Below are 19,830 nucleotides of genomic sequence, written 5' to 3' on the forward strand. Positions count from 1 at the left end.
CTTTCAAGCATTGTGGAGTTCACGTCATGACGGTTGTCCTCACGCCCCTGGCCTGCTGCGCCGCGCAGGCGACGCCCGTGTCCCCGCCGGGCCTCAAGGTGAGCCATCCGCTCCAGCCCCTCACCAGCGCCGAGATTGCCAAGGCCGCTGAAATCGTCCGCGCCGCCGCGCCCTTCGGCGAGGAGACGCGGTTTGAAACCATCGAGCTGATGGAGCCGGAAAAGGCGGTGGTGCGCGCCTTCAAGGCAGGCGATGTCATTGCCCGCGCGGCACGGGTGAATGTGTTCAGCGCCACCTCCATCGGCGTCGCCCGGCTGGTGGTGTCGCTCGACAGCAAACAGATCGTGTCGCGGCAGGATCTGCCCACCATGCGGCCGATGATCCAACTGGAACAGTTCCTCGCCATCGAGGGCATCGTCCGGCAAAATCCCGCATTCATCGCCGGTTGCGCCAAGCGCGGCATCACCGACATGGCGAAGGTCTGCATCGATCCCTGGTCGGCCGGAAATTTCGGCATTCCCGGCGAGGAAGGCCGCCAATTGTGCCATGTCTTCGCCTGGCTGCGCCTGCGCGAGAATGAGAATTTCTATGCCCATCCCATCGAGGGGCTGAACGCGGTCATCGATCTCAATAGCTGGGAGGTGATCCGGGTGGATGATTACGGCGTCGTGCCGGTGCCCATGACGGAGGCCAATTACGAGCGCGAGTTCGTCCAGACCAAGCGCAAGCCCTTGAAGCCCATCAATGTCACCCAGCCGGACGGCGTCAATTTTCTCATCAAGGACCGCAAGCTCACCTGGGATCGCTGGTCGTTCGTGATCGGCTTCAACGCGCGCGAATCCCTGACCCTGCACGATATTCATTTCGACGGCCGGCCGATCCTGCACCGCGCCTCGCTGGTGGAAATGGTGGTGCCCTACGGCAGCCCGGACAACGGCCATTTTCGCAAGCATGTATTCGACATCGGCGAATACGGCATCGGCAAGCTCGCCAATTCCCTCAAGCTCGGCTGCGATTGCCTGGGCGCCATCGAATATCTCGATGTGGACATGAACATGATGGACGGCGCGCCGCTGACCATCGAGAAGGCGATCTGCATCCATGAGGAGGATTCCGGCCTGTTGTGGAAGCACTGGGATTTCCGCACCGAGCGCGCCGAGGTCCGCCGCGCCCGCAAGCTGGTGGTCTCCACCATCTGCACGGTCGGCAATTACGAATACGCGCTTTACTGGTATTTCTTCCTCGACGGCTCCATCGAATTTGAGATGAAAGCCACCGGCATCATCAATACGGTGGCCTGCATTCCCGGTCAGCCCGGCAAATATGGCCGCGAAGTCCTGCCCGGCGTGGTCGGGCAGATTCACCAGCACATCTTCTGCGCACGGCTCGACATGGCGGTCGACGGCGATGCCAATAGCGTCGTCGAGTGCAACACCTATGCGGAGCCGGACGGCCCCGCCAATCCCTACGGCAATGCCTTCTATGAAGAAGAGACGGTGCTGAAGCGCGAGGGTGAGGCGGCGCGGCGCACCAATGCCGCGACCCAGCGCTATTGGAAGGTCATCAACCCCAACAAGCTCAATTATGCCGGCACGCCAGTGGGCTACAAGCTGGATTCCGGCAATTGCATCACCCCATTCGTGCGGCCGGATTCGCCCTCCGGCAAGCGCGCCGGCTTCGTGCAGAACCATCTGTGGGTGACCGCCTACAATGGCGAGGAACGCTTCCCCGCAGGCGATTACATGAACCATTCCACCGGCGTCGGCGGCCTGCCCGATTTCATCAAGCAGGACCGTCCGATCGAGAATACCGACATCGTGCTCTGGCACGTGTTCGGCCTGCACCACCCGGTGCGGATCGAGGATTTTCCGGTGCAGCCGTGCGTCACCACCGGCTTCAAGCTGATGCCGGCGAACTTCTTCAACGGCAATCCCTGCATCGATCTCCCGCCGGAGACCAATGAGGCAAGCTGCTGCGCCCACGCGCAGAAGGCATGAGCCGAACCCTGCGCGATCCAAAGCTTCGCGCGGGGCCTTCCCCATCCCCGAGGGGGGCATTCCTATGACCGGCGATTTCACCTGTGTGGGCGGGGCCTTGATGGGCCTCGCCGGCAGCCTGCATTGCGCTGGGCTGTGCGGCGGCATCGCCTCCTCGCTCCTGCTGGCGACCGCGCCGGGCGGGCCGGCGCTCGGCGCTCCCGCGCTGATGGCGACCCAGCTTGGCCGTGCCCTGACCTATACTGCCTTCGGCGCGACGGTCGGGTCGGTGGGGGCCGGGTTTGCCGCGGTTCTGGAATTGGCTGGCGCACAGGGCGTGCTGCGCATGCTGGCGGCTTTGAGCCTGTTGTGGGTCGGCCTCTCCATTGCCGGCTTCGGCCCCAATCTGCGCCGCCTGGATTTTTCCGTCGGGCGCCTCGCGCGGCGCCTCGGGGCGGCTATGCCCGGCCGGCTGAAGGCGGCTTCGCCCCTTGCGCTCGGCATCATCTGGGGCTTTGCGCCCTGCGGCATGGTCTATTCGGCCTTGCTCACATCCTTGCTCAGCGGCTCGGCGTTGTCAGGCGCCACCTTCATGGCGGGCTTTGGCCTTGCGACCGTGCCGGCGGTGGCGGCCACCGCGTTCGGCGCCAGCGCCATGGTGGCGCTGGGGCGGCGGGCGCCCGCGCGGGCCATGATGCGGCGCCTGCTCGGCGCCGCCATCTGCGCGCTGGCGCTGGCGAGCCTTGCCGAGCCCGCGCGCGCGCTTTCCGAACTGTGCCTCGGCTGACCCCCGGCTGAATTTCGAACGGATGGATGATCTTCCCGTCGGGCCCTCGGCGTGCGGTCTCAGGAGGCGGCGCGGGCCGCCTGCGCCTCGGCGGGGTGATCGGTGGCGATGCGATAACGCCCCTGCGCGAACAGCAGCGTGCCGCGATCGAAGTGCACCGCGCGGCGCACCTGGCCGATGAGGATCAGATGATCCCCACCGCGGTGGGCGCTGTGGCGGCTGCATTCGAAGAAGGCGGCGACCCCGTCCAGCACGGGCGCGCCGGTCACCCCCGTGCTCCAGGCGATGCCGGAGAATTTGTCCGGCCCCGAGCGGCCGAAATGACGCGACAGCGCGATCTGGTCGTGCGCCAGCACATTGATGGTGAAATGCTCGGCCGCGTTGAACTTGGCGTAGCTCTTGGAGCTTTCGCCGATGGACCAAAGCACCAGCGGTGGATCGAGCGAGACTGAGGCGAAGGAATTCACCGTCAGCCCCACCATCTCGCCGTCCACCTGCGCGGTGACGACCGTCACCCCGGTGGCGAACTGGCCGAGGCACCGGCGGAATTCCTGGGGGTCGCTCGCGGGGTCGCCATCATAGGCGGAATGTACGCTCATGTTTTTATCTCCATCAGGGGCATCGCCTCCCGCGGGGCGATGCCTGCGCTTGAGGCTTCAACCCGCCTTTGCGTACATGCTGGCGGGACGGCGCAGGCCGAGGTTCTCCCGCAGCGTGCTGCCGGTGTATTCGGTGCGGAACAGGCCCCGGTTCTGCAGTTCCGGGATGATGTGGGCGCAGAATTCGTCGAGCCCCGAGGGCAGGATCGGCGGCTGGATGAGGAAGCCGTCCACGCCGCGATTGAGGAACCAACTCTCCATCTGGTCGACGATGGTGGAGGGCGTGCCCTTCACTGTGCGCTGACCGCGCCCGGTGCCGAACTGCTCATACATCTGGCGCAGGGTCGGCTTGCCCTTCAGCATGTAGGAGACCCGCGAATTCGAGCGGCCGAGTTCCTCGGCGATGAGATGTTCGGGCAGCGGCTCGTCCACGTCGCAGCCGCTGAGGTCGATGCCGCCGAGCGCGGCGGAGAGCAATTCCTTGCCCACGTCGGGATGGATCAGGCTCTGGAGATAGCGGATCTTCTCGTCCGCCTCCTTCTCGGTCGCCGCCACCACCACGTTGAGGCCCGGCATGACGACGATCTCGTCCTCGCCGCGTCCGTATCGCGCCGCATGGTCCTTCAGCTCGCGGTAGAATTTCTGCGCCTGCTCCAATTCGTGCAGCGGGGTGAAGATCACTTCCGCGATCTGCGCCGCCAGCTCCTTACCGGTATCGGAGGCGCTGGCCTGGAACATCACGGGATAGCCCTGCGGCGGGCGGGCCACGTTCAGCGGGCCGCGCACCTGGAAGTGCTTGTCCTTGTGGTGGAGGTAATGAAGCTTGGCGGGGTCGAAATATTGTGCCGTGGACCGGTCGCGGACGAACGCGTCGTCCTCCCAACTGTCCCACAGGCCCTTGACCACTTTGACGAATTCCTCGGCCCGCTCGTAGCGCTCATTGTGCCCGTAATGGGCATCGCGGCCGAAATTATAGGCCTCCGAGGGGTTGGAGGAGGTCACCACGTTCCAGCCCGCGCGGCCGTGGCTGATATGGTCGAGGGACGCATATTTGCGCGCGAGATTATAGGGCTCGTTGAAGCTGGTGGTGGCGGTCGCCACCAGCCCGATGTGCTTGGTGACCGCCGCGATGCCGGCCAGCAAGGTCACCGGGTCGAAATAGGCCATGTATTGCGGCCAGCGGGAGAGCGCATCGAGATTGCCGTCGCGGGTGGCGATGGCATCGGCGAAAAAGATCAGGTCGAACTTGGCCTTTTCGGCGGTCTGCGCGAGCCGCACGTAATGGTCGAAATTGGTGCCGGCGTCGATCTGCGCGCCGGGGTCGAGCCAGGCGGCCACGTGATTGCCCGTCGGATGGAAGAAGCCACCCAGCCTCATCTGATCTTTGCGTCGTTCGGTCATTTCTTGTTCTCCTCGCGCGTCGCCGGAGCGCAGCGCTGACGTTTCTTTTGAAGGGAAGGGTGAAACGGACGGATCACGTGGCGCGCCGGCTCAGCCGCGCGTCACCAGGTCGAAGCCTTGGCCATCGCCTCGATCTTCTTGGCGTCGAAGGTGTTGATCTCGGGAATGAACTGATTGGTGTAGGCGGCCTTGACGTCGAAGTCCTTGGGGATCAGGCCTTCCTCGATGCTGATGTCGGCCATGCGCTTCCATTGGGCTGGCATGTTCTCGCCCCACTTCACGCCCGGTTCGAGCTTGGTGAGATTGAAGCGAGAGTCAAAGATGCGGCGGGCCTGGCGGAAGGTTTCGTCGTTCACCGTCTGCGGCTTGGTCTCGGGATACATTTTCTAATGGTTGCGCAGTGCCGCGTCGGGATTGGTGAGGCCATAGACCGAGGCCTCGGCGATGCCGCGCGCCACCTTCACGACCAGCTCGGGCTTCTTCTCGATGGTGTCCTCGCGGGCGATGATCACGTTGCCCACCACTTCGTCGATCCACGGCGGGTCGATCACGCGGAACTTGAAGCCATTGTTCTCCAGCCCGGCGATCACCGTGTCCCAGGAGGCCCAGGCGTCGATCACGTTCTGGCGGAAGGCGTTCGCGGCCTGGCCGCCGATGCCGACCGAGAGCCACTTCACGTCGCTCTGCGGGTTCACGCCGGCCGAGGAGAGGACGGCGCGGGAGAACGGCACCGAGCCGGCGGACATATCGGGCACGCCGATGGTCTTGCCCTTGAGGTCCGCCACCGTCTTGATGGGGCTGTCCTGCGGCACGACGATGCTGTAGATCGACTTGCGGGCGTAGGTATAGACCGCCTTCACCTTCACGCCCTTGGACCGGGCGATGAGCAACGCGTCGCCGCCGACGGTGGCGAAATCCACCTGTCCGCTGGCCACCTGCTGCACCCCGGCCGTGGCGCCGGAAAGCCCGATCACCTCGACGTCGAGCCCTTCCTGTTTCCAGAATTCCGCCGCCAGCGGGATCGAGGATTGCGCGGCATGGCCGACCGAGATGTTCGAGGTTGTGACCGCGTAGACCACCTTCTCCGCGGCACCGGCCGGGCCGGCGAAGGCAAATGCCGCCGCCAGGGTACATAATGATAAACGTATGCTTCGCATGATCAAACTCCGCCTCTGGTTATTTTAGCTTTGCTTTTGGCGTCGCCTTCAGGTGAGCGACTTGTTCCAAAACAGGAAGTGGCTCTGGGCGATGCGCATGATCAGGCTGAGCACCACGCCGAACACGCCCAGCACCACCAGCACCGCGAAGATGCGCGCCACGTCGAACTGGAAATTCGCTTCCAGGATGAGATTGCCGAGCCCGGCCTTGGAGCCGACGAACTCGCCGACGATGGAGCCGAGGATGGCCAGCACGATCGCCACGTTCAGGCCGGCGAAGATGAAGGGCATCGCGTTCGGCAGCCGCACGGTGCGGAAGGTTTCCCAGCGTCCGGCACCCAGCGAGCGCATGAGGTCGAGTTTGCCCTGGTCGCAGGATTTCAGCCCCATGATGGTGTTCACCAGCACCGGGAAGATGGCCACCAGCGCGACGATGATGATCTTCGAGCCGATGCCGTAGCCGGCCCAGATGATGATCAGCGGGGCGATGGCGATCTTCGGCAGGGTCTGCAGCGCTACCAGCCAGGGATAGACGATGCGCTCGATGATCTTGAACTGCGCCACCACCGCGCCGATGGCGGTGCCGATGACCGCGGCCAGCAGGAAGCCGGCGATGGTCTGGAACGCCGTGACCAGGAAGTTGGTGACGAACAGGCCCGAGGCGATCCCGCTATAGAGCGAGACGGCGATGGCCGACGGCGCGGGCAGGATGAAGTCGGGAACCTTGAACAGGTTCACCGAGACTTCCCAGATCAGCACCAGCATCGCGAAGCCGCCGAACGAGATCAGGGAATCGGTGCTGGAGACGGAAAGCCACCGCAGGCGTTCGCGCTTGCGCGAGGCGATGATTTCGGCCGCAGCCGTAGCGTCGAGGGACATGGCGAGGACTCTCGGATGGAGGTGGCGCGGAGCGCGCGAGCCGGACGAGGCGGCCAGCGCGGGCCTGGAGAGGAGTGCCGTTCCACAGAGACGGAAAACCGCTCCAACGTGTTGACTGAACGCACATTCTTCACGCGAGGCGGGAGCCGCCGCGCGCGACGGGCTGTTAGTCGGTGCCGAGGTCGAGCAGCCGGCGCAGCTTGCCGGTATAGGTGCCGAACTTCTCCTCGCTCAGCATGGCGATGTGCCGGGGCCGGGGCAGGGCGATATCGACCTCTGCGATCACCCGGCCGGGGCGTGGCGACATGACGATCACCCGGTCGCTCATGAACACCGCCTCAGAGATGGAATGGGTGATCATGAAGACGGTCTTCTTGGTCGCGTCCCAGATCTTCAGCACTTCGGCATTCATGGTTTCCCGCGTCAGCGCATCGAGCGCGCCGAACGGCTCGTCCATGAGCAGCACCGAGGGATCGTGGACCAGCGCGCGGGCGATCGAGACGCGCTGGCGCATGCCGCCGGACAGCTCGAAGGGATATTTGTCCTCGAACCCCTTGAGGCCCACCAGCTCGATCAGTTCGTGCGCGCGGGTCAGCGAGGCGCGCTTGTCGAGCCGCAGCACCTGCGCCGGCAGCAGCACGTTCTGCAGGATCGTGCGCCAGGGCAGCAGGTTGGCGTCCTGGAACACGATCCCGACGTCGCGGCTCGGCCCGCCGCCCTTGCGGCCGGAAAGCAGAAGCTCGCCGCCGAACCCGTCCTCGAGGCCGCCGATGATCCGCAGCAAGGTGGTCTTGCCGCAGCCGGACGCGCCGATGACCGAGACGAATTCCGCGTTGCGGATCTCGAGATTGATCTTGCTCAGCGCATGCACCGTCCCGCCCGACGCGGTCTCGTAAACCTTCGTCACGTCGTTGAGCGTGACAACGGCCGGAGACGTCGGCTTTTGGGCATGCGTGTTGACAATGAAGGGTGTCACACCCGCCATGGCTGCCATGTGCTTATGTTCTCCTCTGGATGTTCGGTCGCGCTTGGGCGCAATTCTCGAACCAACTTGAAACTGACTTGAAACAGACTTGGAAAGGACACTCCTGACCGGGGAAGAGAGGAACAACGCCGCCGCGTGCGCTTACGGCGCGCCCTGCTTCAGGATCGAAATCTCTTCGAGCCGCTCGCAGAAGGCGGCGGCGCTCTTCACATGGTCGCGCATGGCCTTGGCCGCGCGGTCGGAATCGCGCCGCTCCAGCGCGGCGAGGATGCCTTCGAGCTCGGCGAAGCCGTCCTGCACCCGCTCCTGGGAGACCGCGCACACCCGGCGGATCCATTGCACCTTGTCGCGCAGGTCGAGCAGGGTCTGGCGCACCAGGGAATTGTCGGCGGCGTCATAGATGGCGGCGTGGAGGCGATTGTCGAGGGCGATGAAGGGTTCCGCCTCGCCCTGCGCGATGCGCGGCGCCTGGGCGCGAAAATCCGCCCGCAGGGTCTTCAGCATGGGCTCCGACATGCGCGGCGCGGCGGCGCCGGCGGCGTGCATCTCCAGCAGCATGCGCAGTTCGGTGACCTCGCGGATCTCGCGCGGCGTCAGCGCCTTGATATAGGTGCCGCTCTGCGGGGAGATGGCGATCCACCCCTCGCTCTTGAGCCGCGACAAGGCGGTGCGGATGGGCGAGCGGCCGACCCCCAGCTCTTCCGAAAGGCGGGCCTCCGAGAGACGCTCGCCGACACCGTAATACAGATCCACGATGCGCCTCTTGATTTCGCGATAGGTCACGAATGCGGCATTCGCCTCGTCGATATTGAGCATTTTCTACTCTCTTCTTGTTCTCGCCCGATCCCGCGCGGTCCCCGCGCCTGGCACCTGCCGCCGCCGCTTCCTCCCGCCCTGGCACCGCGACGCGCGGCCTTTTTGCTTTCTGCGGCGACAGCCGTCGCATGGCCGCAGGGCGTAACCCGCTTGAAGTCCTGCGATTTCGCTGAGTGCGTAGCGTTCTAGTCGACTAGCGAAGTGGTCAACTAATTTGGAACATGATGTCGCAGGGGAGTCAAGCGCATCCGCTGGGCAGTTGGGGAAACCGTGCGCGGCACCGGGCGTGTCGCATCTGGCAGAGCAAGGTTCGTGCCGGCGAACCGATCTGCTGGCAGAACGGATGATGGGATCACTAGTCCTTGGCATGGTTGCGGGCGTGCCCGTTGGAAGGTCGTCTTGCGCGGCTCCCAAATGCCTGATGTGGCGGTTATTCCGCTTGGCGGAGCCGACGGGCGCGTCTGCGGGGTGCGTGCCGTTTTTCGGAGATGGCCCCTCGCAATGGCGCAGCACCGGAAGTGGCAGTCGGGAAAGGTATCGGAAAGCAAGAAAATGGGGCACACCCTTCCGGTAGGTGGGATGGGCAAAGGGGTGCTGGAATGATCGACTTCTCATTGTCCGCAAAACTGTTCGCGGCCCTGTTCGCCATCATGGGTCCGCTCAGCATTGCGCCGATTTTTCTGGCGCTGACGGCGGATGCCACGCCCGCCACGCGGCGCAGCACCTTGATCGCCATGATTGCCACCGTGAGCATCGGCGCGCTGGTCTGCGCGCTCGCCGGGCATGCGCTCTTGGGGCTGTTCGGCATCAGCGTCTCGCATTTCCGCCTCGCTGGCGGGTTGATCGTGCTGTTGATCGCCCTCTCGATGCTCAGCGGCGACGACCACCCCTCGCATCATGGGGCCGCTGCGGAACAGGAGCAGTTCAAGTCGGCTGAGAATGCCGGCGTCTATCCGCTCGGCCTCCCGATCGCGCTCGGGCCGGGTGCGATGGCGACGATCATCATCTTCGCGCAGTCCGCGCACGAGCCGAGCGATATCGCCGCCTTCTACATCGGCCTGATCGGCTATCTGATCTTCTTCGCCGGCGCGATGGCGCTCACGCCGTGGCTCGGCGCGCGGCTCACGCCGACCGCGCTCTCCATCTCCAAGCGCTTGATGGGCATCATCCTCGCCGCTATCGCCATGGAAATGATCGCGGGCGGGCTGGGCGCGATATTTCCCGGCTGGCTGAAATGATACCCGGCGCCTCGCGCCCGAAAAAGCGTCGCTGGATCCGAGCGCGCGGATCCGGCAAGCCCATGGGCTCTTGGTGCGATGCACGCGGCATCCTAGGCTGAGACTTGTCTTGCTCACGGATTCCCCATGCCCGACCGCCCCCGCCACCTTCCGCTCAGCGGCAACGACATGCCCCGCTTCGGCGGCATCGCCACCATGATGCGCCTGCCGCACATTCCCGATCCCGCCCAGCTCGATGCCGGCTTCATCGGCGTGCCGCTGGATGTCGGGACGTCCAACCGCGCCGGCACCCGCTTCGGGCCGCGCCAGATCCGCACCGAATCCGTGTTCGTGCGGCCCTATAACGTCGCGACGCGGGCGGCGCCGTTCGACAGCCTCGCCATCGCCGATCTCGGCGACGTGGCGACCAATCCCTACAGCCTGGAGCGCTCGGTCGCGCTGATCGAGGCGCATTTCGCCGATATCTTTGCCAGCGGCTGCCGCCCCATGGCGCTGGGCGGCGATCACACCATGACGCTGCCGATCCTGCGCGCAGCCGCCAAGAGGCACGGCCCGGTGGCCCTGGTGCATGTGGATGCCCATGCCGACGTCAACGACACCATGTTCGGCGAGCGCATCGCCCACGGCACGCCCATGCGCCGCGCGCTGGAGGAGGGGCTGGTCGATCCCCGCTGCATGGTCCAGGTCGGGCTGCGCGGCTCGGGCTATGCGGCCGACGATTTCGATTGGCAGCGCGGCCTTGGCGTGTGGGTGGTGCCGGCGGAACGCTGCTGGCACCGTTCGCTGGCCGATCTCGCCCGTGAGATCCGCACCCGCTTCATGGGACGGCCGACCTATATCTCGTTCGACATCGACAGCCTCGACCCCTCCATCGCCCCCGGCACCGGAACCATCGAGCCGGCCGGCCTCACCTTGCCGCAGGCGCTGGAACTGATCCGGGGCCTGAATGGCCTCGACATCGTCGGGTTCGACTTGGTGGAGGTTTCCCCGCCCTATGACACGACCGGCAACACCGCCTTGATCGGGGCGAACCTGCTGTTCGAGATGCTGTGCATCCTGCCGGGCGTCACCTATCGCGACGCCCCGCATCCGCTCTCCTTCCGTGCCGACCTGCCGCCCGACTGGGTGTAGCGGCAGGGCGCGCGGGTTCGCGCGGGCCGGTGGGGTGTCGGGTCTCAGCGACCCACCCCGTTCGCCAGCATGTCGCGCAAGGTGCCGCCGGCATAATCCTGCCGCAGCGCGCCGCGCGCCTGCAGCAGCGGCACCACCTGGTCGACGAAATCGTCGAACGTGTCGGGCAGGAAGGCCGGGGAGATCACGAACCCGTCCGCCAGCCCGGACGCGACGATCTCCGACAATTCATCCGCCACGTCCTGCGCCGTGCCGACGATGCGCGGGCACATCACGCCGCGCCCGTACACTCCGCCCGCCTCGGCGATGGTCATGGAGCCGTCCGGCGTGATCGAGCGCAGGGCGGCGAAATTGCCCTGGCTGCCGGAGACCGCGATCTCGTCCACCCGCGCGTCCAGCGGCAGGCCGGAGAAATCCGCATTGGCATGGGCCGCCAGCGTAGAGAGGCCGACGCGCGGATCGATGAGGGAATCGTGCAGGTCCCGCTTGGCCTCCGCCTCGGCGCGGGTGGCGCCGATGAACGGCATCACCGCCATCAGCACCTTGCTGGCGTCCGGCGCCCGCCCGGCCGCCTCCAGCGCGGCGCGCACATCCTGCGTGAAGCGGCCCATGCGCTCGCGGTTGGGCTGCAGGGCGAAGATGACCTCGGACCAGCGCGCCGCGAACGCCTTGCCCCGGCCGGACGATCCCGCCTGGATGATCACCGGGCGGCCCTGCGGGCTGCGCGGGATGTTCAGCGGCCCGCGCGACTGGAACCATTTGCCCTGGTGGTTCACGTAATGGACCTTGTCCGGGTCGGCATAGATGCCGTTGGCCCGGTCCAGCACCAGCGCGCCTTCCTCCCAGCTGTCCCAGAGCTTGAACGCGACGTCCATGAATTCGTCGGCGCGATCGTAGCGCTCGTCGTGGCTGAGGTGCGGCACCGAGCCGAAGTTCAGCGCCTCCCCGTCGTTCATCGAGGTGACCACGTTCCATGCCGCCCGCCCGCCCGAGAGATGGTCGAGGGTCGCGAACTCGCGGGCGATGTTGTAGGGCGCGTCATAGGTGGTGGAGCGGGTGGCGCCGAGGCCGATATGCCGGGTCACCGCCGCCATGGCGCCGAGTACGGGGATCGGGTCCATGCGGGTTGCATCCTGGTCGCCGAGGCGGATGCCGGTCTCCAGGCTCTCGCCATAGCGGTCGGCGATGGCGAGGCGGTCGGCGAAGAACAGGAAGTCGAACTTCCCGCGCTCCAGGGTGCGGGCGATATGGGCATAGTGGCCGAGGCTGAGAAAGGCGGTCTCGTGCGCTGGATTGCGCCACACCGCGTGGCTGTGCACCACCGGGCCGGCGATCAGGAAGCCGCACAGATGCATATGCTTGGGTTGGGTCATCGGATGTCTCCCCGCGGCCTTGCAGGCGCGTGTTCTCGTTGCGCGCGGAAGGGAGCCGCGCGCTTGTTCGGTTCGGATTGGGACTGTGCCGGAGCGATGCACCGGTTCAGGAAAACGGTGAACGGCTCCCGCTTGGTGGCGCGCCCTTCAGGCGGGCAGAGCCCCGCCTGAAGGGCGCAGGTGGATCAGGAGATCACGCCGACCACGGTGTTCTTGCCGCCCTTGACGACCTGCACCAGGAACGAGCGGTTGATCTGGTCGCCCTTGGCGTCGAAATCGCAGCTCGCCCCGGCGCCGACGAACTTGATCTTCTTGCCGGCGCGGATCAGCTCCAGGCCCTTGACCACGTCGTCCACTTCCTCGCCGGGCGGATTGCAGACCTCGGGAATGGATTTGGCCCACACCAGCGCGTCGGAGGATTTCGCGTGCTCCATGGCCAGCGCGGTGACGCAGATCTGGTCGTGGGCGTTGCCGGCGAACAGGAACACGGTGCCGGCGGGGGCGCCCATCTCCTTGACGAACTTCTTGTAGGAGGGGGAATCGAGCGGCGGGGCGGGCTGGAGATGATAGATCCCTTCGGCCACTTCCGGTCCGACCGCCTGGAGGAACTTGCCCTCCGCATCCGCGCCGATGGAGAGCGCGACGATCTTGGACTTGAAGCCGCCGCGATAGACTTCCTTGGCGATGGAGACGAAATCGGTGAGCAGCGAGAGGCAGAACACCGCGTCGGGATCGCCGCCGAACGCCTTCTCCACTTCGGCGCGGTAGGACGGCTGGTCGGGATTGTACATCACCACGTCCAGCACCGTGCCGCCGAGCTTGGCCATCTCGGCCTTGAAGGGCTCGATCATCGCCACCACGAACGGGTTTTGCTGGGCAAGGACCACAACCTTCTTGGCGCCGATGGACTTCATCACCTTGGCGCCGGCCGGGCCCCACGAGGTGCTCTTGGCCTGGAACCGCCACACCAGGCCCTTGGTGTCGCCGTCGGTCACCGCATTGGCGGCGCAGGAGACCATCTGCACCTTGTTGGCGGCGAGGATGATGGGCTTGGCGGCAAGCGCGATCGGGCTGCCCCAGAACCCGCCCACCAGTTCCACCTTGTTGACTTCCAGCAGCTTCTTGGTGGCGGTCACGCCCACCGTGGGATTGGTCTCGGAATCCTCGATGAACAGCTTGAACTTGCGCCCGCCGAGCACGCCGCCGCCGTCATTGACCTGCTGCACCACGAGTTCGGCGGCCTTCTTCATGTCCGGTCCGTAGGGGCCGGTGGCGCCGGAGAACGGCAGCACCATGCCGAGCGGCACTTCCGCGGCCTGGGCGAAGGCGGGCCGGATCGCGCCGGCGAAGGGAAGGGCGCCGAGGCCGGCGACAACCTGGCGGCGGGTGAGACGCGTCGACTGGCTCATGGCTGTTCTCCTGAGGTGGCGGGTTCTTCTTTTGGATGAAGGTTGAGCAAGGTTTCGGCGACGCCGTCGTCGATCTGCAAGGCGTCGTTGAAGCGGTTGAAAAAGCCGCAGAGCGCGATGCGCAGCGTCAGCTCGACGATCTGGGCCTCGGTGAAATGCGCCCGCAATTGGGTGAACACGCCGGATCGGATGCCCCAGGCGCGTTCGGTGACGAGGCGGGCATAGGCGATCACCAGCCGGTCCACTTCGTCGAATGCCTCATGCTCCGCGTCGGGCAGGCTCTCCACGGCGTCGGCGGGAATGCCCTCCACCTCCAGCAAGGGGGTGTGGTGGGACACGCAATAGGGGCAGGCATTGAGCTTGGAGACCACCACCACCGCCAGCTCGACATAGCGAAACGCAATGCCCTCGCGGCTGCGCAGCTCCATCAGCATGCGGTAGATGTGGTCGAGGGCGGGCGGCACATGGGCGAGCACCGCCGCCTGATCGGCGAAATTGGCATAGCCGCCGGCGAATTGCTCGTAGACCTTGGCGATCTCCGACGGCAGGGCACTCGGCGGCAGGGGGGTTACGCGGGGCATCAGCCTTCTCCCTTCGCGTCGGAAAAGAATTCGCCGGCACGCCGGCGCGGCTCGGCCACCAGGCCCTGCGGCCGCAGGATCAGCAGCAGCACGATGCCGATGCCGATCATGCCCAGCCGCAGCGCCGAGAGCTGGGCGCCGTCGATGGACGGAACGAGATCCTTGAGGAAGCGGGTGGCTTCCAGCAGCGTCATGATCGAGCCGGCGCCGAGCAGCAGTCCGAGATTGGAGCCGCGCCCCCCGGCGATCACCGCCATGAAGGCATAGGCGGTGATGATGGGGGTGAACTGGCTCGGGTCGATATAGGTGAGGTAGAAGGCATGAAGCGCTCCGGCGATCCCCATCACCGCCCCGCCGACCGCGAACGCGCGCACCCGCAGGGACAGCACCGGCTTGCCCAGCGCCGAAGCGACCGTCGGATCGTCGCGCACCGCCCGCAGCACCCGGCCGAAGGGCGAGCGCACCAGCAGTTCCAGCAGCACGAACACCACGGCGACCAGGCCGACGGCGAACGCGAGGATCACCCCGTCGCCCCCGCCCGGCGGCGTGATGTCGGCGAACGGGCGCGGGATATCGGCGATGCCGAGCGCGCCGCCGGTGAGCCAGCCTTCGTTCAGCAGCAGGATGCGCACCACTTCGCCGAAGCCGATGGTGACGATGGCGAGGTAATTCTCCTCCAGGCGGATGGAGAGCAAGGCGAGCGCCATGCTGATGGCGGCGCACAGCGCGGCGGAGACCAGCATCGCCGGCAGCCAGCCGATATGAGGCGCGGTGATCGCGACCCCATAGGCGCCGAGGGCGACGAAGCCGGAGACGCCGAAATTCACCAGCCCGGCGAGGCCCCATTGCAGGTTCAAGGCGAGGCCGACCAGCGCCGCGACGCTGACCAGGATGACGAGGGTGACGAGATAAGCGCTCATTTGCGCACCGCCTTTGCGCCGAACAGGCCGTTGGTGCGGAACAGGAGCAGCAGCAGGATCACGGTGAAGCTCACCGCCTGCCGGTAGTTGGTGGGCAGGATGAGGGCTGACATCTCTTCCGCGATGCCGATCATCAGCGCGCCGGCGACCGCGCCGAGCGGGCTGCCGAGGCCGCCCAGGATGGCGGCGGCAAAGATCGGGATCTGATAGTTCCAGCCCATCAGCGGATCGATGGCGCGATCGAGGCCGGCGAGCACGCCGGAGACCCCCAGCAGCGCGCCGGTGAGGGCCCAGGTGATGCGGGCGACGGTGCGCCGCTCCACCCCGCGCACTGCGGCAAGGGAGGGATTGTCGGCCACCGCCCGCATGGCGCGCCCCAGCGGCGAGGCGGTGAGCAGCAGGTGCACCAGGATCAGCGCGACAATGACGACGCTCGCCGTGACGATCTGCTCGTGGTTGATGCGCACGCCCTGCCAGCGGATCGGCCGGGCGAGCGTCACATCGAAGCTGCGCGCGGCATTGCCGAAGAAGAAGCGGCAGATGTTCTCCACCACCAAGGAGACCCCCATGGAGGCCACCAGCAAGGTGATGGAGCCGCGTTCGCGCAGCCGCTCGAACACCAGCATGTCGCAGAGGATGGAGGCGAGCGCCACGCTCAGCGCCGCGAAGGCGGCGGCGAGCGGCAGCGGCCAGCCGAACAGCACGTTGGCGACATAACCGGCATAGGCGCCGAAGGTGAGCAGCGCGCCGACCGCGAAATTCGCGAATTTCAGGATGCCGAACACCAAGGTCAGCGCCAGGGCGGGCAGGGCGAGCAGCAGGCCGGTGACCAGGCCGTTGAGGAAAAGCTGTGCCATCTCAAGCCGCCTTTCCGAAGAACAGGCCGGCAAGGTCGTGCGGCTTCACGTCTCCCGCCGGCGCGCGCAGGCTGAGGCGCCCGGCCACCAGCACCACCACCTCGTCGGCGATCCGAAGCGCGGCGGCCACATTCTGCTCCACCAGCACGATGGTCACGCCGGCCTCCCGCACGCGGGCGATGGCTTCCATGGTCTCCTGCACGATCTTGGGGGAGAGGCCGGCGGAGGGCTCGTCCAGCAGCAGCACCTCGGGATTGGCCAAAAGGGCGCAGGCGAATGCCAGCATCTGGCGCTGCCCGCCGGAGAGATTGCCCGCGAGCGTGCGTGGGCGGGCGGCGATCTCGGGAAACAGCGCCAGCACCCGTTCTTCCTGCTCCTTGCCGATGCCGGGCCGGCCGCGCAGGAATTCGGTGGCGAGCTTCAGGTTTTCGCGGATCGACAGGGAGCGGAAGACATTGGCTTCCTGCGGCACATAGGCGAGGCCGGAGAACACGCGCTTTGCCGGCGAGAGCTGGGTGACATCGCGGCCGGTTACCGCGATCGCGCCGGCGCGGACCTTCAAGAGCCCGGCGATGGTCTTGATGAAGCTGGATTTTCCCGAACCATTGGGGCCGATGACGGCGACGATGGTTTCCGGCTTCTGGGCGAAATCGATACCGCACACGATATCGCCGCCGCGCCCGTAGCCGGCGCGCAGGCCTTCGACCTGGAGGGCGTTTGTGGGGCTGGTTTCCATCACGCGGCGAGCCCGAGATAGGCTTCGACGACGCGCGGATCGGCGGTCGCCTCGGCGAAGGTGCCGGAGACAAGCGTGCGTCCCTCGGCCAGCACATGGACATGGTCGCACACCTCGCCCACGAGGTGCATGTCGTGCTCGACGATGCCGAAGGAGAGGCCCTCGGCCTTCAATTCGCGCACCAGGCGGATGATCTCTTCCCGCAGCGGCGGGGAGACGCCGGCGCCGGGCTCGTCCAGCAGGATCATGCGCGGCTCCAGCAGCAGCGCGCGGGCCACCTCCAGCAGCTTCTTCTGTCCGCCGGAGAGGGCGGAGGAGGACTGGTCGGCGAGCTTCCACAGCCCGACCCGCTCCAGAAGGGTGCGGGCGCGGGCGGCGTTCTCCTGCTCCTGCGCCCACCATTTGCGGCGGGCGACGATGGCGCCCAGCAGGCTCTCGCCGGTCTGGTGCGGCGGGGCGAGCAGCAGGTTCTCGAACACGGTCAGGCTGGAGAGTTCACGCACGATCTGGAAGCTGCGGACCACGCCGCGCGCTGCCATCAGATGCGCCTGAAGGCCGGTGACGTCGGCGCCGTCGAAGGTCACCGATCCGGCATCGGGCTTGGCGAGGCCGGTCAGGGCGTTCAGCAAGGTGGTCTTGCCGGCGCCGTTGGGACCGATGAGGCCGGTGATCTCACCCTTCGCCAGCGACAGGCTGCACCCGTCGAGGGCCGCCACGCCGCCATAATGCTTCACAAGCCCGGACACTTCCAGGAACGCACCCGACATTCAATTATCCCCTATTTCCATCGATTTTATTAATTATTTTATCGCCGCGTGTCGACTGCCCTTTTTGGTTGCACATCGGTGTTTGATTCAGATCAAATTTTGCGCAGTTGCCTATGCGGTAAGCAATATTGGCGAAGTTGTTATAAATTAAACCCTGGATGAGTGAAGTAATCAAATTTATATTGCTTTGCGAAAAGCCAAATAATATTTATGCAAAGAATGACCCGTCCCCTCGAAATCACCCTGTTGCGCACCTTCGTGATGCTCGTCCAGGAACAGAGCGTGACCCGTGTCGCCCGCAAGCTGAACCGCACCCAGCCGGCCATCAGCCTGCAGGTGAAGCGGCTTGAGGAGGCGGCGGGCCGCGCTTTGTTCGAGCCGGATTTGCGGCACCTGCGGCTGTCGCGCCATGGCGAGATGCTGCTGCCCTACGCGCGCACCGTGCTGCGCATGCATGAGGAGGCGTGCCTGCGCCTCGCGGCCGAGGAGATCGAGGGGCGCGTCACGCTCGGCTGTCCCGATCTCTATGCCGCCTTCCTGCTGCCCGAGACCCTGGCGAGCTTCCGTGCCAGCTATCCCGGCGTGGAGGTGACGGTGCGCTGCGCGCTGTCGCGGCAATTGGCGCAGGACATGAGCGATGGCGTGATCGACATCGCGATCGCCACCCGCATGCCGGGCGTGGCGCCGAACGTGGGGCGTGGCACGGTTCTGCGGGCGGAGCCGCTGGTCTGGCTCGGCGCGGCCGACGGGAACGCCCATCTCGACGACCCGCTGCCGCTCGCCATGCTGCCGGAGGGCAATCTCTATCGCGATTATGCCCTGGCGGGACTGAACGAGCAGGGACGGCCCTGGCGCATCGCCTGCGTCTCGGAAAGCATTGCCGGTCTCCAGGCCATGGCGCTGGCGGATGCCGCCATCATCGTGCTCGCCGATTCGGTGCGCTCCACCGGGCTGGTGCGCCTCGGCGCGGCGGACGGACTGCCGGCGCTGCCCTCGGTGGATCTGATCCTCTGGGAGCGCCAGCCCGGCCTGCTTCAGGCGGCGGATTATCTCGCCGCCCACATCGCGCGCAACGTCAGCGCCGAGCGCTCGCGCGTGCGGGCCTGACGCCTCAATTTTTCCGTTGATGCAGGGATCGCCACGCGGGCGGTGACCGGGGATGATGCGACATCTCCCCTCATTGTCCGGGTGAATTGAATGTATATTATGTGCAGTCAAGTACGGCTTAATGACTGGATATAATCATGTCCACCCAATCCTGGCCCCCGCTGTCCCCGCTTCAGACCGGCTTGCGGGGCCGGTGCCCGCGCTGCGGGCAGGGGCATTTGTTCAAGGGCTTCCTCACGCTGGCGCCGAAGTGCGAGGTCTGCGGGCTCGACTATTCCTTCGCCGATCCCGCCGACGGTCCCGCCTTCTTCGTCATCATCTTCGGCTGCCTGCCCTCGACCCTGTTCGCCATCTGGCTGGAAATGGTCTATCAGGCGCCCTATTGGGTGCATCTGGTGACCACCCTGCCGCTGCTCCTGCTCACCTGCATTCCGCCCCTGCGGCCGCTGAAGGGCTGGCTGGTGGCCAGCCAATATTTCTACAAGGCCGAGGAGGGCAGGCTCATCCCGCTGCCCAAGGCGCCTGCCGAGTGATCGTATTGCGCGGCTTTATTGACTGCATCATGCGGCAGGCGGCAGCAAAGTGATTCCATAGCGCTCCGCGACTTCCACCAGCTTCGGCACGTCCGGGGGCGCGGGCGGCGGAAAGGCGAGGGGACCGGATACCGGCTCGCCCGCCGCCAGGAAGAATTGCTCGTGCAGGCCGCCCGGCACGTTGATGATCAGCATGCGCGCCGTTTCGGCCCCGGCATTTCGGAACCCGTGGGCGGTGCCGCGCGGCATATAGACGAAAGAGCCCGGTCCATGCCGGGCGGTCGCGCCGTCGCGGAACACCTCGTATTCCCCTTCCAGAACATAAAACGCCTCCGCGTCCTCGCTGTGGACATGAGGCGGCGTGAACGCACCCGGCGCGGTCGCGGCTTCGACAAGGGAATAGTTTCCCTCGGTCTGCGCCGCGATGCCTTTGAAGGTGACGATCGTGCCGAGCAGATGAATGGACGACCCAACGCGCGGGGGCGCCGCAGTGGCAAGCGCGGCTGGAGATAGAAGTGTCACGCCTTGTGCCCTTTCCCAAATTTTGATACAAAAATCTCATAACGAGACAATCGTCT

Annotated in this window: 21 protein-coding genes; 6 read left to right on the forward strand and 15 right to left on the reverse strand. The window is 66.0% G+C overall.

Annotated elements, in window-relative coordinates; genetic code table 11:
- Positions 1-26 precede the first annotated feature (26 nt).
- Together V5F77_RS03665 and V5F77_RS03670 are read left to right on the forward strand one after the other, a co-directional pair.
- Positions 27-1,997: a primary-amine oxidase gene (locus V5F77_RS03665; RefSeq protein ID WP_429003963.1), complete on the forward strand. Its 1,971-nt coding sequence runs from the start codon at positions 27-29 to the stop codon at positions 1,995-1,997.
- Between the two features lie 64 nt (positions 1,998-2,061).
- Positions 2,062-2,763, forward strand: a complete 702-nt coding sequence (locus V5F77_RS03670; protein ID WP_429003964.1) for a sulfite exporter TauE/SafE family protein — start codon at positions 2,062-2,064, stop codon at positions 2,761-2,763.
- A 59-nt stretch (positions 2,764-2,822) separates the two neighbouring features.
- On the opposite strand, the gene V5F77_RS03675 is transcribed toward V5F77_RS03670, so the two are convergent.
- The 7 genes from V5F77_RS03675 to V5F77_RS03705 form a co-directional block, all read right to left on the reverse strand.
- Positions 2,823-3,362: a flavin reductase family protein gene (locus tag V5F77_RS03675; RefSeq protein WP_429003965.1), complete on the reverse strand. Its 540-nt coding sequence runs from the start codon at positions 3,360-3,362 to the stop codon at positions 2,823-2,825.
- A 57-nt stretch (positions 3,363-3,419) separates the two neighbouring features.
- Positions 3,420-4,763, reverse strand: a complete 1,344-nt coding sequence (locus tag V5F77_RS03680; protein ID WP_429003966.1) for an LLM class flavin-dependent oxidoreductase — start codon at positions 4,761-4,763, stop codon at positions 3,420-3,422.
- Between the two features lie 101 nt (positions 4,764-4,864).
- Positions 4,865-5,146: a hypothetical protein gene (locus V5F77_RS03685; RefSeq protein WP_429003967.1), complete on the reverse strand. Its 282-nt coding sequence runs from the start codon at positions 5,144-5,146 to the stop codon at positions 4,865-4,867.
- A 3-nt stretch (positions 5,147-5,149) separates the two neighbouring features.
- On the reverse strand, positions 5,150-5,920 hold the full coding sequence (locus V5F77_RS03690) for an ABC transporter substrate-binding protein (protein WP_429003968.1): 771 nt from the start codon (positions 5,918-5,920) through the stop codon (positions 5,150-5,152).
- 48 nt (positions 5,921-5,968) lie between these two features.
- Complete coding sequence (locus V5F77_RS03695) at positions 5,969-6,799, reverse strand: ABC transporter permease (protein ID WP_429003969.1); 831 nt, start codon at positions 6,797-6,799, stop codon at positions 5,969-5,971.
- Positions 6,800-6,965: 166 nt separating this feature from the next.
- The gene (locus V5F77_RS03700; protein WP_429003970.1) at positions 6,966-7,793 is read right to left on the reverse strand and encodes an ABC transporter ATP-binding protein; all 828 of its coding nucleotides are present in this window, start codon (positions 7,791-7,793) and stop codon (positions 6,966-6,968) included.
- A 132-nt stretch (positions 7,794-7,925) separates the two neighbouring features.
- Entirely contained in the window at positions 7,926-8,600 is a 675-nt protein-coding gene (locus tag V5F77_RS03705) for a GntR family transcriptional regulator (RefSeq protein WP_429003971.1), read from the reverse strand.
- A 599-nt stretch (positions 8,601-9,199) separates the two neighbouring features.
- Here V5F77_RS03705 and V5F77_RS03710 point away from each other — a divergent pair.
- Both V5F77_RS03710 and speB read left to right on the forward strand, forming a co-directional pair.
- Entirely contained in the window at positions 9,200-9,838 is a 639-nt protein-coding gene (locus tag V5F77_RS03710) for a MarC family protein (RefSeq protein ID WP_429003972.1), read from the forward strand.
- Between the two features lie 126 nt (positions 9,839-9,964).
- Entirely contained in the window at positions 9,965-10,969 is a 1,005-nt protein-coding gene (speB, locus tag V5F77_RS03715) for an agmatinase (protein ID WP_429003973.1), read from the forward strand.
- 44 nt (positions 10,970-11,013) lie between these two features.
- On the opposite strand, the gene V5F77_RS03720 is transcribed toward speB, so the two are convergent.
- From V5F77_RS03720 to V5F77_RS03750, 7 genes are all read right to left on the reverse strand, one after another.
- Complete coding sequence (locus tag V5F77_RS03720) at positions 11,014-12,342, reverse strand: LLM class flavin-dependent oxidoreductase (protein WP_429003974.1); 1,329 nt, start codon at positions 12,340-12,342, stop codon at positions 11,014-11,016.
- A gap of 185 nt (positions 12,343-12,527) precedes the next feature.
- A complete protein-coding gene (locus tag V5F77_RS03725; protein ID WP_429003975.1) occupies positions 12,528-13,751 on the reverse strand; it encodes an ABC transporter substrate-binding protein in 1,224 nt (407 codons plus the stop codon).
- Positions 13,748-14,332 (reverse strand): carboxymuconolactone decarboxylase family protein, encoded by a 585-nt coding sequence (locus V5F77_RS03730; RefSeq protein WP_429003976.1) that lies wholly within the window; start codon positions 14,330-14,332, stop codon positions 13,748-13,750. Before V5F77_RS03730 ends, V5F77_RS03725 begins: the two co-directional genes overlap by 4 nt.
- Complete coding sequence (locus tag V5F77_RS03735; RefSeq protein WP_429003977.1) at positions 14,332-15,252, reverse strand: branched-chain amino acid ABC transporter permease; 921 nt, start codon at positions 15,250-15,252, stop codon at positions 14,332-14,334. Before V5F77_RS03735 ends, V5F77_RS03730 begins: the two co-directional genes overlap by 1 nt.
- On the reverse strand, positions 15,249-16,109 hold the full coding sequence (locus tag V5F77_RS03740) for a branched-chain amino acid ABC transporter permease (RefSeq protein ID WP_429003978.1): 861 nt from the start codon (positions 16,107-16,109) through the stop codon (positions 15,249-15,251). Before V5F77_RS03740 ends, V5F77_RS03735 begins: the two co-directional genes overlap by 4 nt.
- Before the next feature lies 1 nt (position 16,110).
- Positions 16,111-16,845 carry a branched-chain amino acid ABC transporter ATP-binding protein gene (locus tag V5F77_RS03745; RefSeq protein ID WP_429004039.1) on the reverse strand — a complete coding sequence of 245 codons (735 nt, stop codon included), beginning with the start codon at positions 16,843-16,845 and terminating at the stop codon, positions 16,111-16,113.
- Positions 16,845-17,612 carry an ABC transporter ATP-binding protein gene (locus V5F77_RS03750; RefSeq protein ID WP_429003979.1) on the reverse strand — a complete coding sequence of 256 codons (768 nt, stop codon included), beginning with the start codon at positions 17,610-17,612 and terminating at the stop codon, positions 16,845-16,847. The genes V5F77_RS03745 and V5F77_RS03750 overlap by 1 nt, the downstream gene beginning before the upstream one ends.
- A gap of 219 nt (positions 17,613-17,831) precedes the next feature.
- Between V5F77_RS03750 and V5F77_RS03755 the strand changes: the two genes are divergently transcribed.
- Both V5F77_RS03755 and V5F77_RS03760 read left to right on the forward strand, forming a co-directional pair.
- Positions 17,832-18,719, forward strand: coding sequence for a LysR substrate-binding domain-containing protein (locus V5F77_RS03755; RefSeq protein WP_429003980.1), 888 nt, complete (start codon positions 17,832-17,834; stop codon positions 18,717-18,719).
- A 137-nt stretch (positions 18,720-18,856) separates the two neighbouring features.
- The gene (locus V5F77_RS03760) at positions 18,857-19,252 is read left to right on the forward strand and encodes a DUF983 domain-containing protein (RefSeq protein WP_429003981.1); all 396 of its coding nucleotides are present in this window, start codon (positions 18,857-18,859) and stop codon (positions 19,250-19,252) included.
- Positions 19,253-19,279: 27 nt separating this feature from the next.
- On the opposite strand, the gene V5F77_RS03765 is transcribed toward V5F77_RS03760, so the two are convergent.
- Entirely contained in the window at positions 19,280-19,774 is a 495-nt protein-coding gene (locus V5F77_RS03765) for a cupin domain-containing protein (protein WP_429003982.1), read from the reverse strand.
- Between the last annotated feature and the right edge of the window lie 56 nt (positions 19,775-19,830).

The organism is Roseixanthobacter psychrophilus, assembly GCF_043195195.1.
In the GTDB taxonomy this organism is placed as follows: domain Bacteria; phylum Pseudomonadota; class Alphaproteobacteria; order Rhizobiales; family Xanthobacteraceae; genus NCEH01.

What these genes read in the sequence shown, in the direction of transcription:
- V5F77_RS03665 (WP_429003963.1), top strand. Translation starts at nt 27, where the DNA reads ATGACGGTTGTCCTCACGCCCCTGGCCTGCTGCGCCGCGCAGGCGACG.
- V5F77_RS03670 (WP_429003964.1), top strand. Translation starts at nt 2,062, where the DNA reads ATGACCGGCGATTTCACCTGTGTGGGCGGGGCCTTGATGGGCCTCGCC.
- V5F77_RS03675 (WP_429003965.1), bottom strand. Translation starts at nt 3,362, where the DNA reads ATGAGCGTACATTCCGCCTATGATGGCGACCCCGCGAGCGACCCCCAG.
- V5F77_RS03680 (WP_429003966.1), bottom strand. Translation starts at nt 4,763, where the DNA reads ATGACCGAACGACGCAAAGATCAGATGAGGCTGGGTGGCTTCTTCCAT.
- V5F77_RS03685 (WP_429003967.1), bottom strand. Translation starts at nt 5,146, where the DNA reads ATGTATCCCGAGACCAAGCCGCAGACGGTGAACGACGAAACCTTCCGC.
- V5F77_RS03690 (WP_429003968.1), bottom strand. Translation starts at nt 5,920, where the DNA reads ATGCGAAGCATACGTTTATCATTATGTACCCTGGCGGCGGCATTTGCC.
- V5F77_RS03695 (WP_429003969.1), bottom strand. Translation starts at nt 6,799, where the DNA reads ATGTCCCTCGACGCTACGGCTGCGGCCGAAATCATCGCCTCGCGCAAG.
- V5F77_RS03700 (WP_429003970.1), bottom strand. Translation starts at nt 7,793, where the DNA reads ATGGCAGCCATGGCGGGTGTGACACCCTTCATTGTCAACACGCATGCC.
- V5F77_RS03705 (WP_429003971.1), bottom strand. Translation starts at nt 8,600, where the DNA reads ATGCTCAATATCGACGAGGCGAATGCCGCATTCGTGACCTATCGCGAA.
- V5F77_RS03710 (WP_429003972.1), top strand. Translation starts at nt 9,200, where the DNA reads ATGATCGACTTCTCATTGTCCGCAAAACTGTTCGCGGCCCTGTTCGCC.
- speB (WP_429003973.1), top strand. Translation starts at nt 9,965, where the DNA reads ATGCCCGACCGCCCCCGCCACCTTCCGCTCAGCGGCAACGACATGCCC.
- V5F77_RS03720 (WP_429003974.1), bottom strand. Translation starts at nt 12,342, where the DNA reads ATGACCCAACCCAAGCATATGCATCTGTGCGGCTTCCTGATCGCCGGC.
- V5F77_RS03725 (WP_429003975.1), bottom strand. Translation starts at nt 13,751, where the DNA reads ATGAGCCAGTCGACGCGTCTCACCCGCCGCCAGGTTGTCGCCGGCCTC.
- V5F77_RS03730 (WP_429003976.1), bottom strand. Translation starts at nt 14,332, where the DNA reads ATGCCCCGCGTAACCCCCCTGCCGCCGAGTGCCCTGCCGTCGGAGATC.
- V5F77_RS03735 (WP_429003977.1), bottom strand. Translation starts at nt 15,252, where the DNA reads ATGAGCGCTTATCTCGTCACCCTCGTCATCCTGGTCAGCGTCGCGGCG.
- V5F77_RS03740 (WP_429003978.1), bottom strand. Translation starts at nt 16,109, where the DNA reads ATGGCACAGCTTTTCCTCAACGGCCTGGTCACCGGCCTGCTGCTCGCC.
- V5F77_RS03745 (WP_429004039.1), bottom strand. Translation starts at nt 16,845, where the DNA reads ATGGAAACCAGCCCCACAAACGCCCTCCAGGTCGAAGGCCTGCGCGCC.
- V5F77_RS03750 (WP_429003979.1), bottom strand. Translation starts at nt 17,612, where the DNA reads ATGTCGGGTGCGTTCCTGGAAGTGTCCGGGCTTGTGAAGCATTATGGC.
- V5F77_RS03755 (WP_429003980.1), top strand. Translation starts at nt 17,832, where the DNA reads ATGACCCGTCCCCTCGAAATCACCCTGTTGCGCACCTTCGTGATGCTC.
- V5F77_RS03760 (WP_429003981.1), top strand. Translation starts at nt 18,857, where the DNA reads ATGTCCACCCAATCCTGGCCCCCGCTGTCCCCGCTTCAGACCGGCTTG.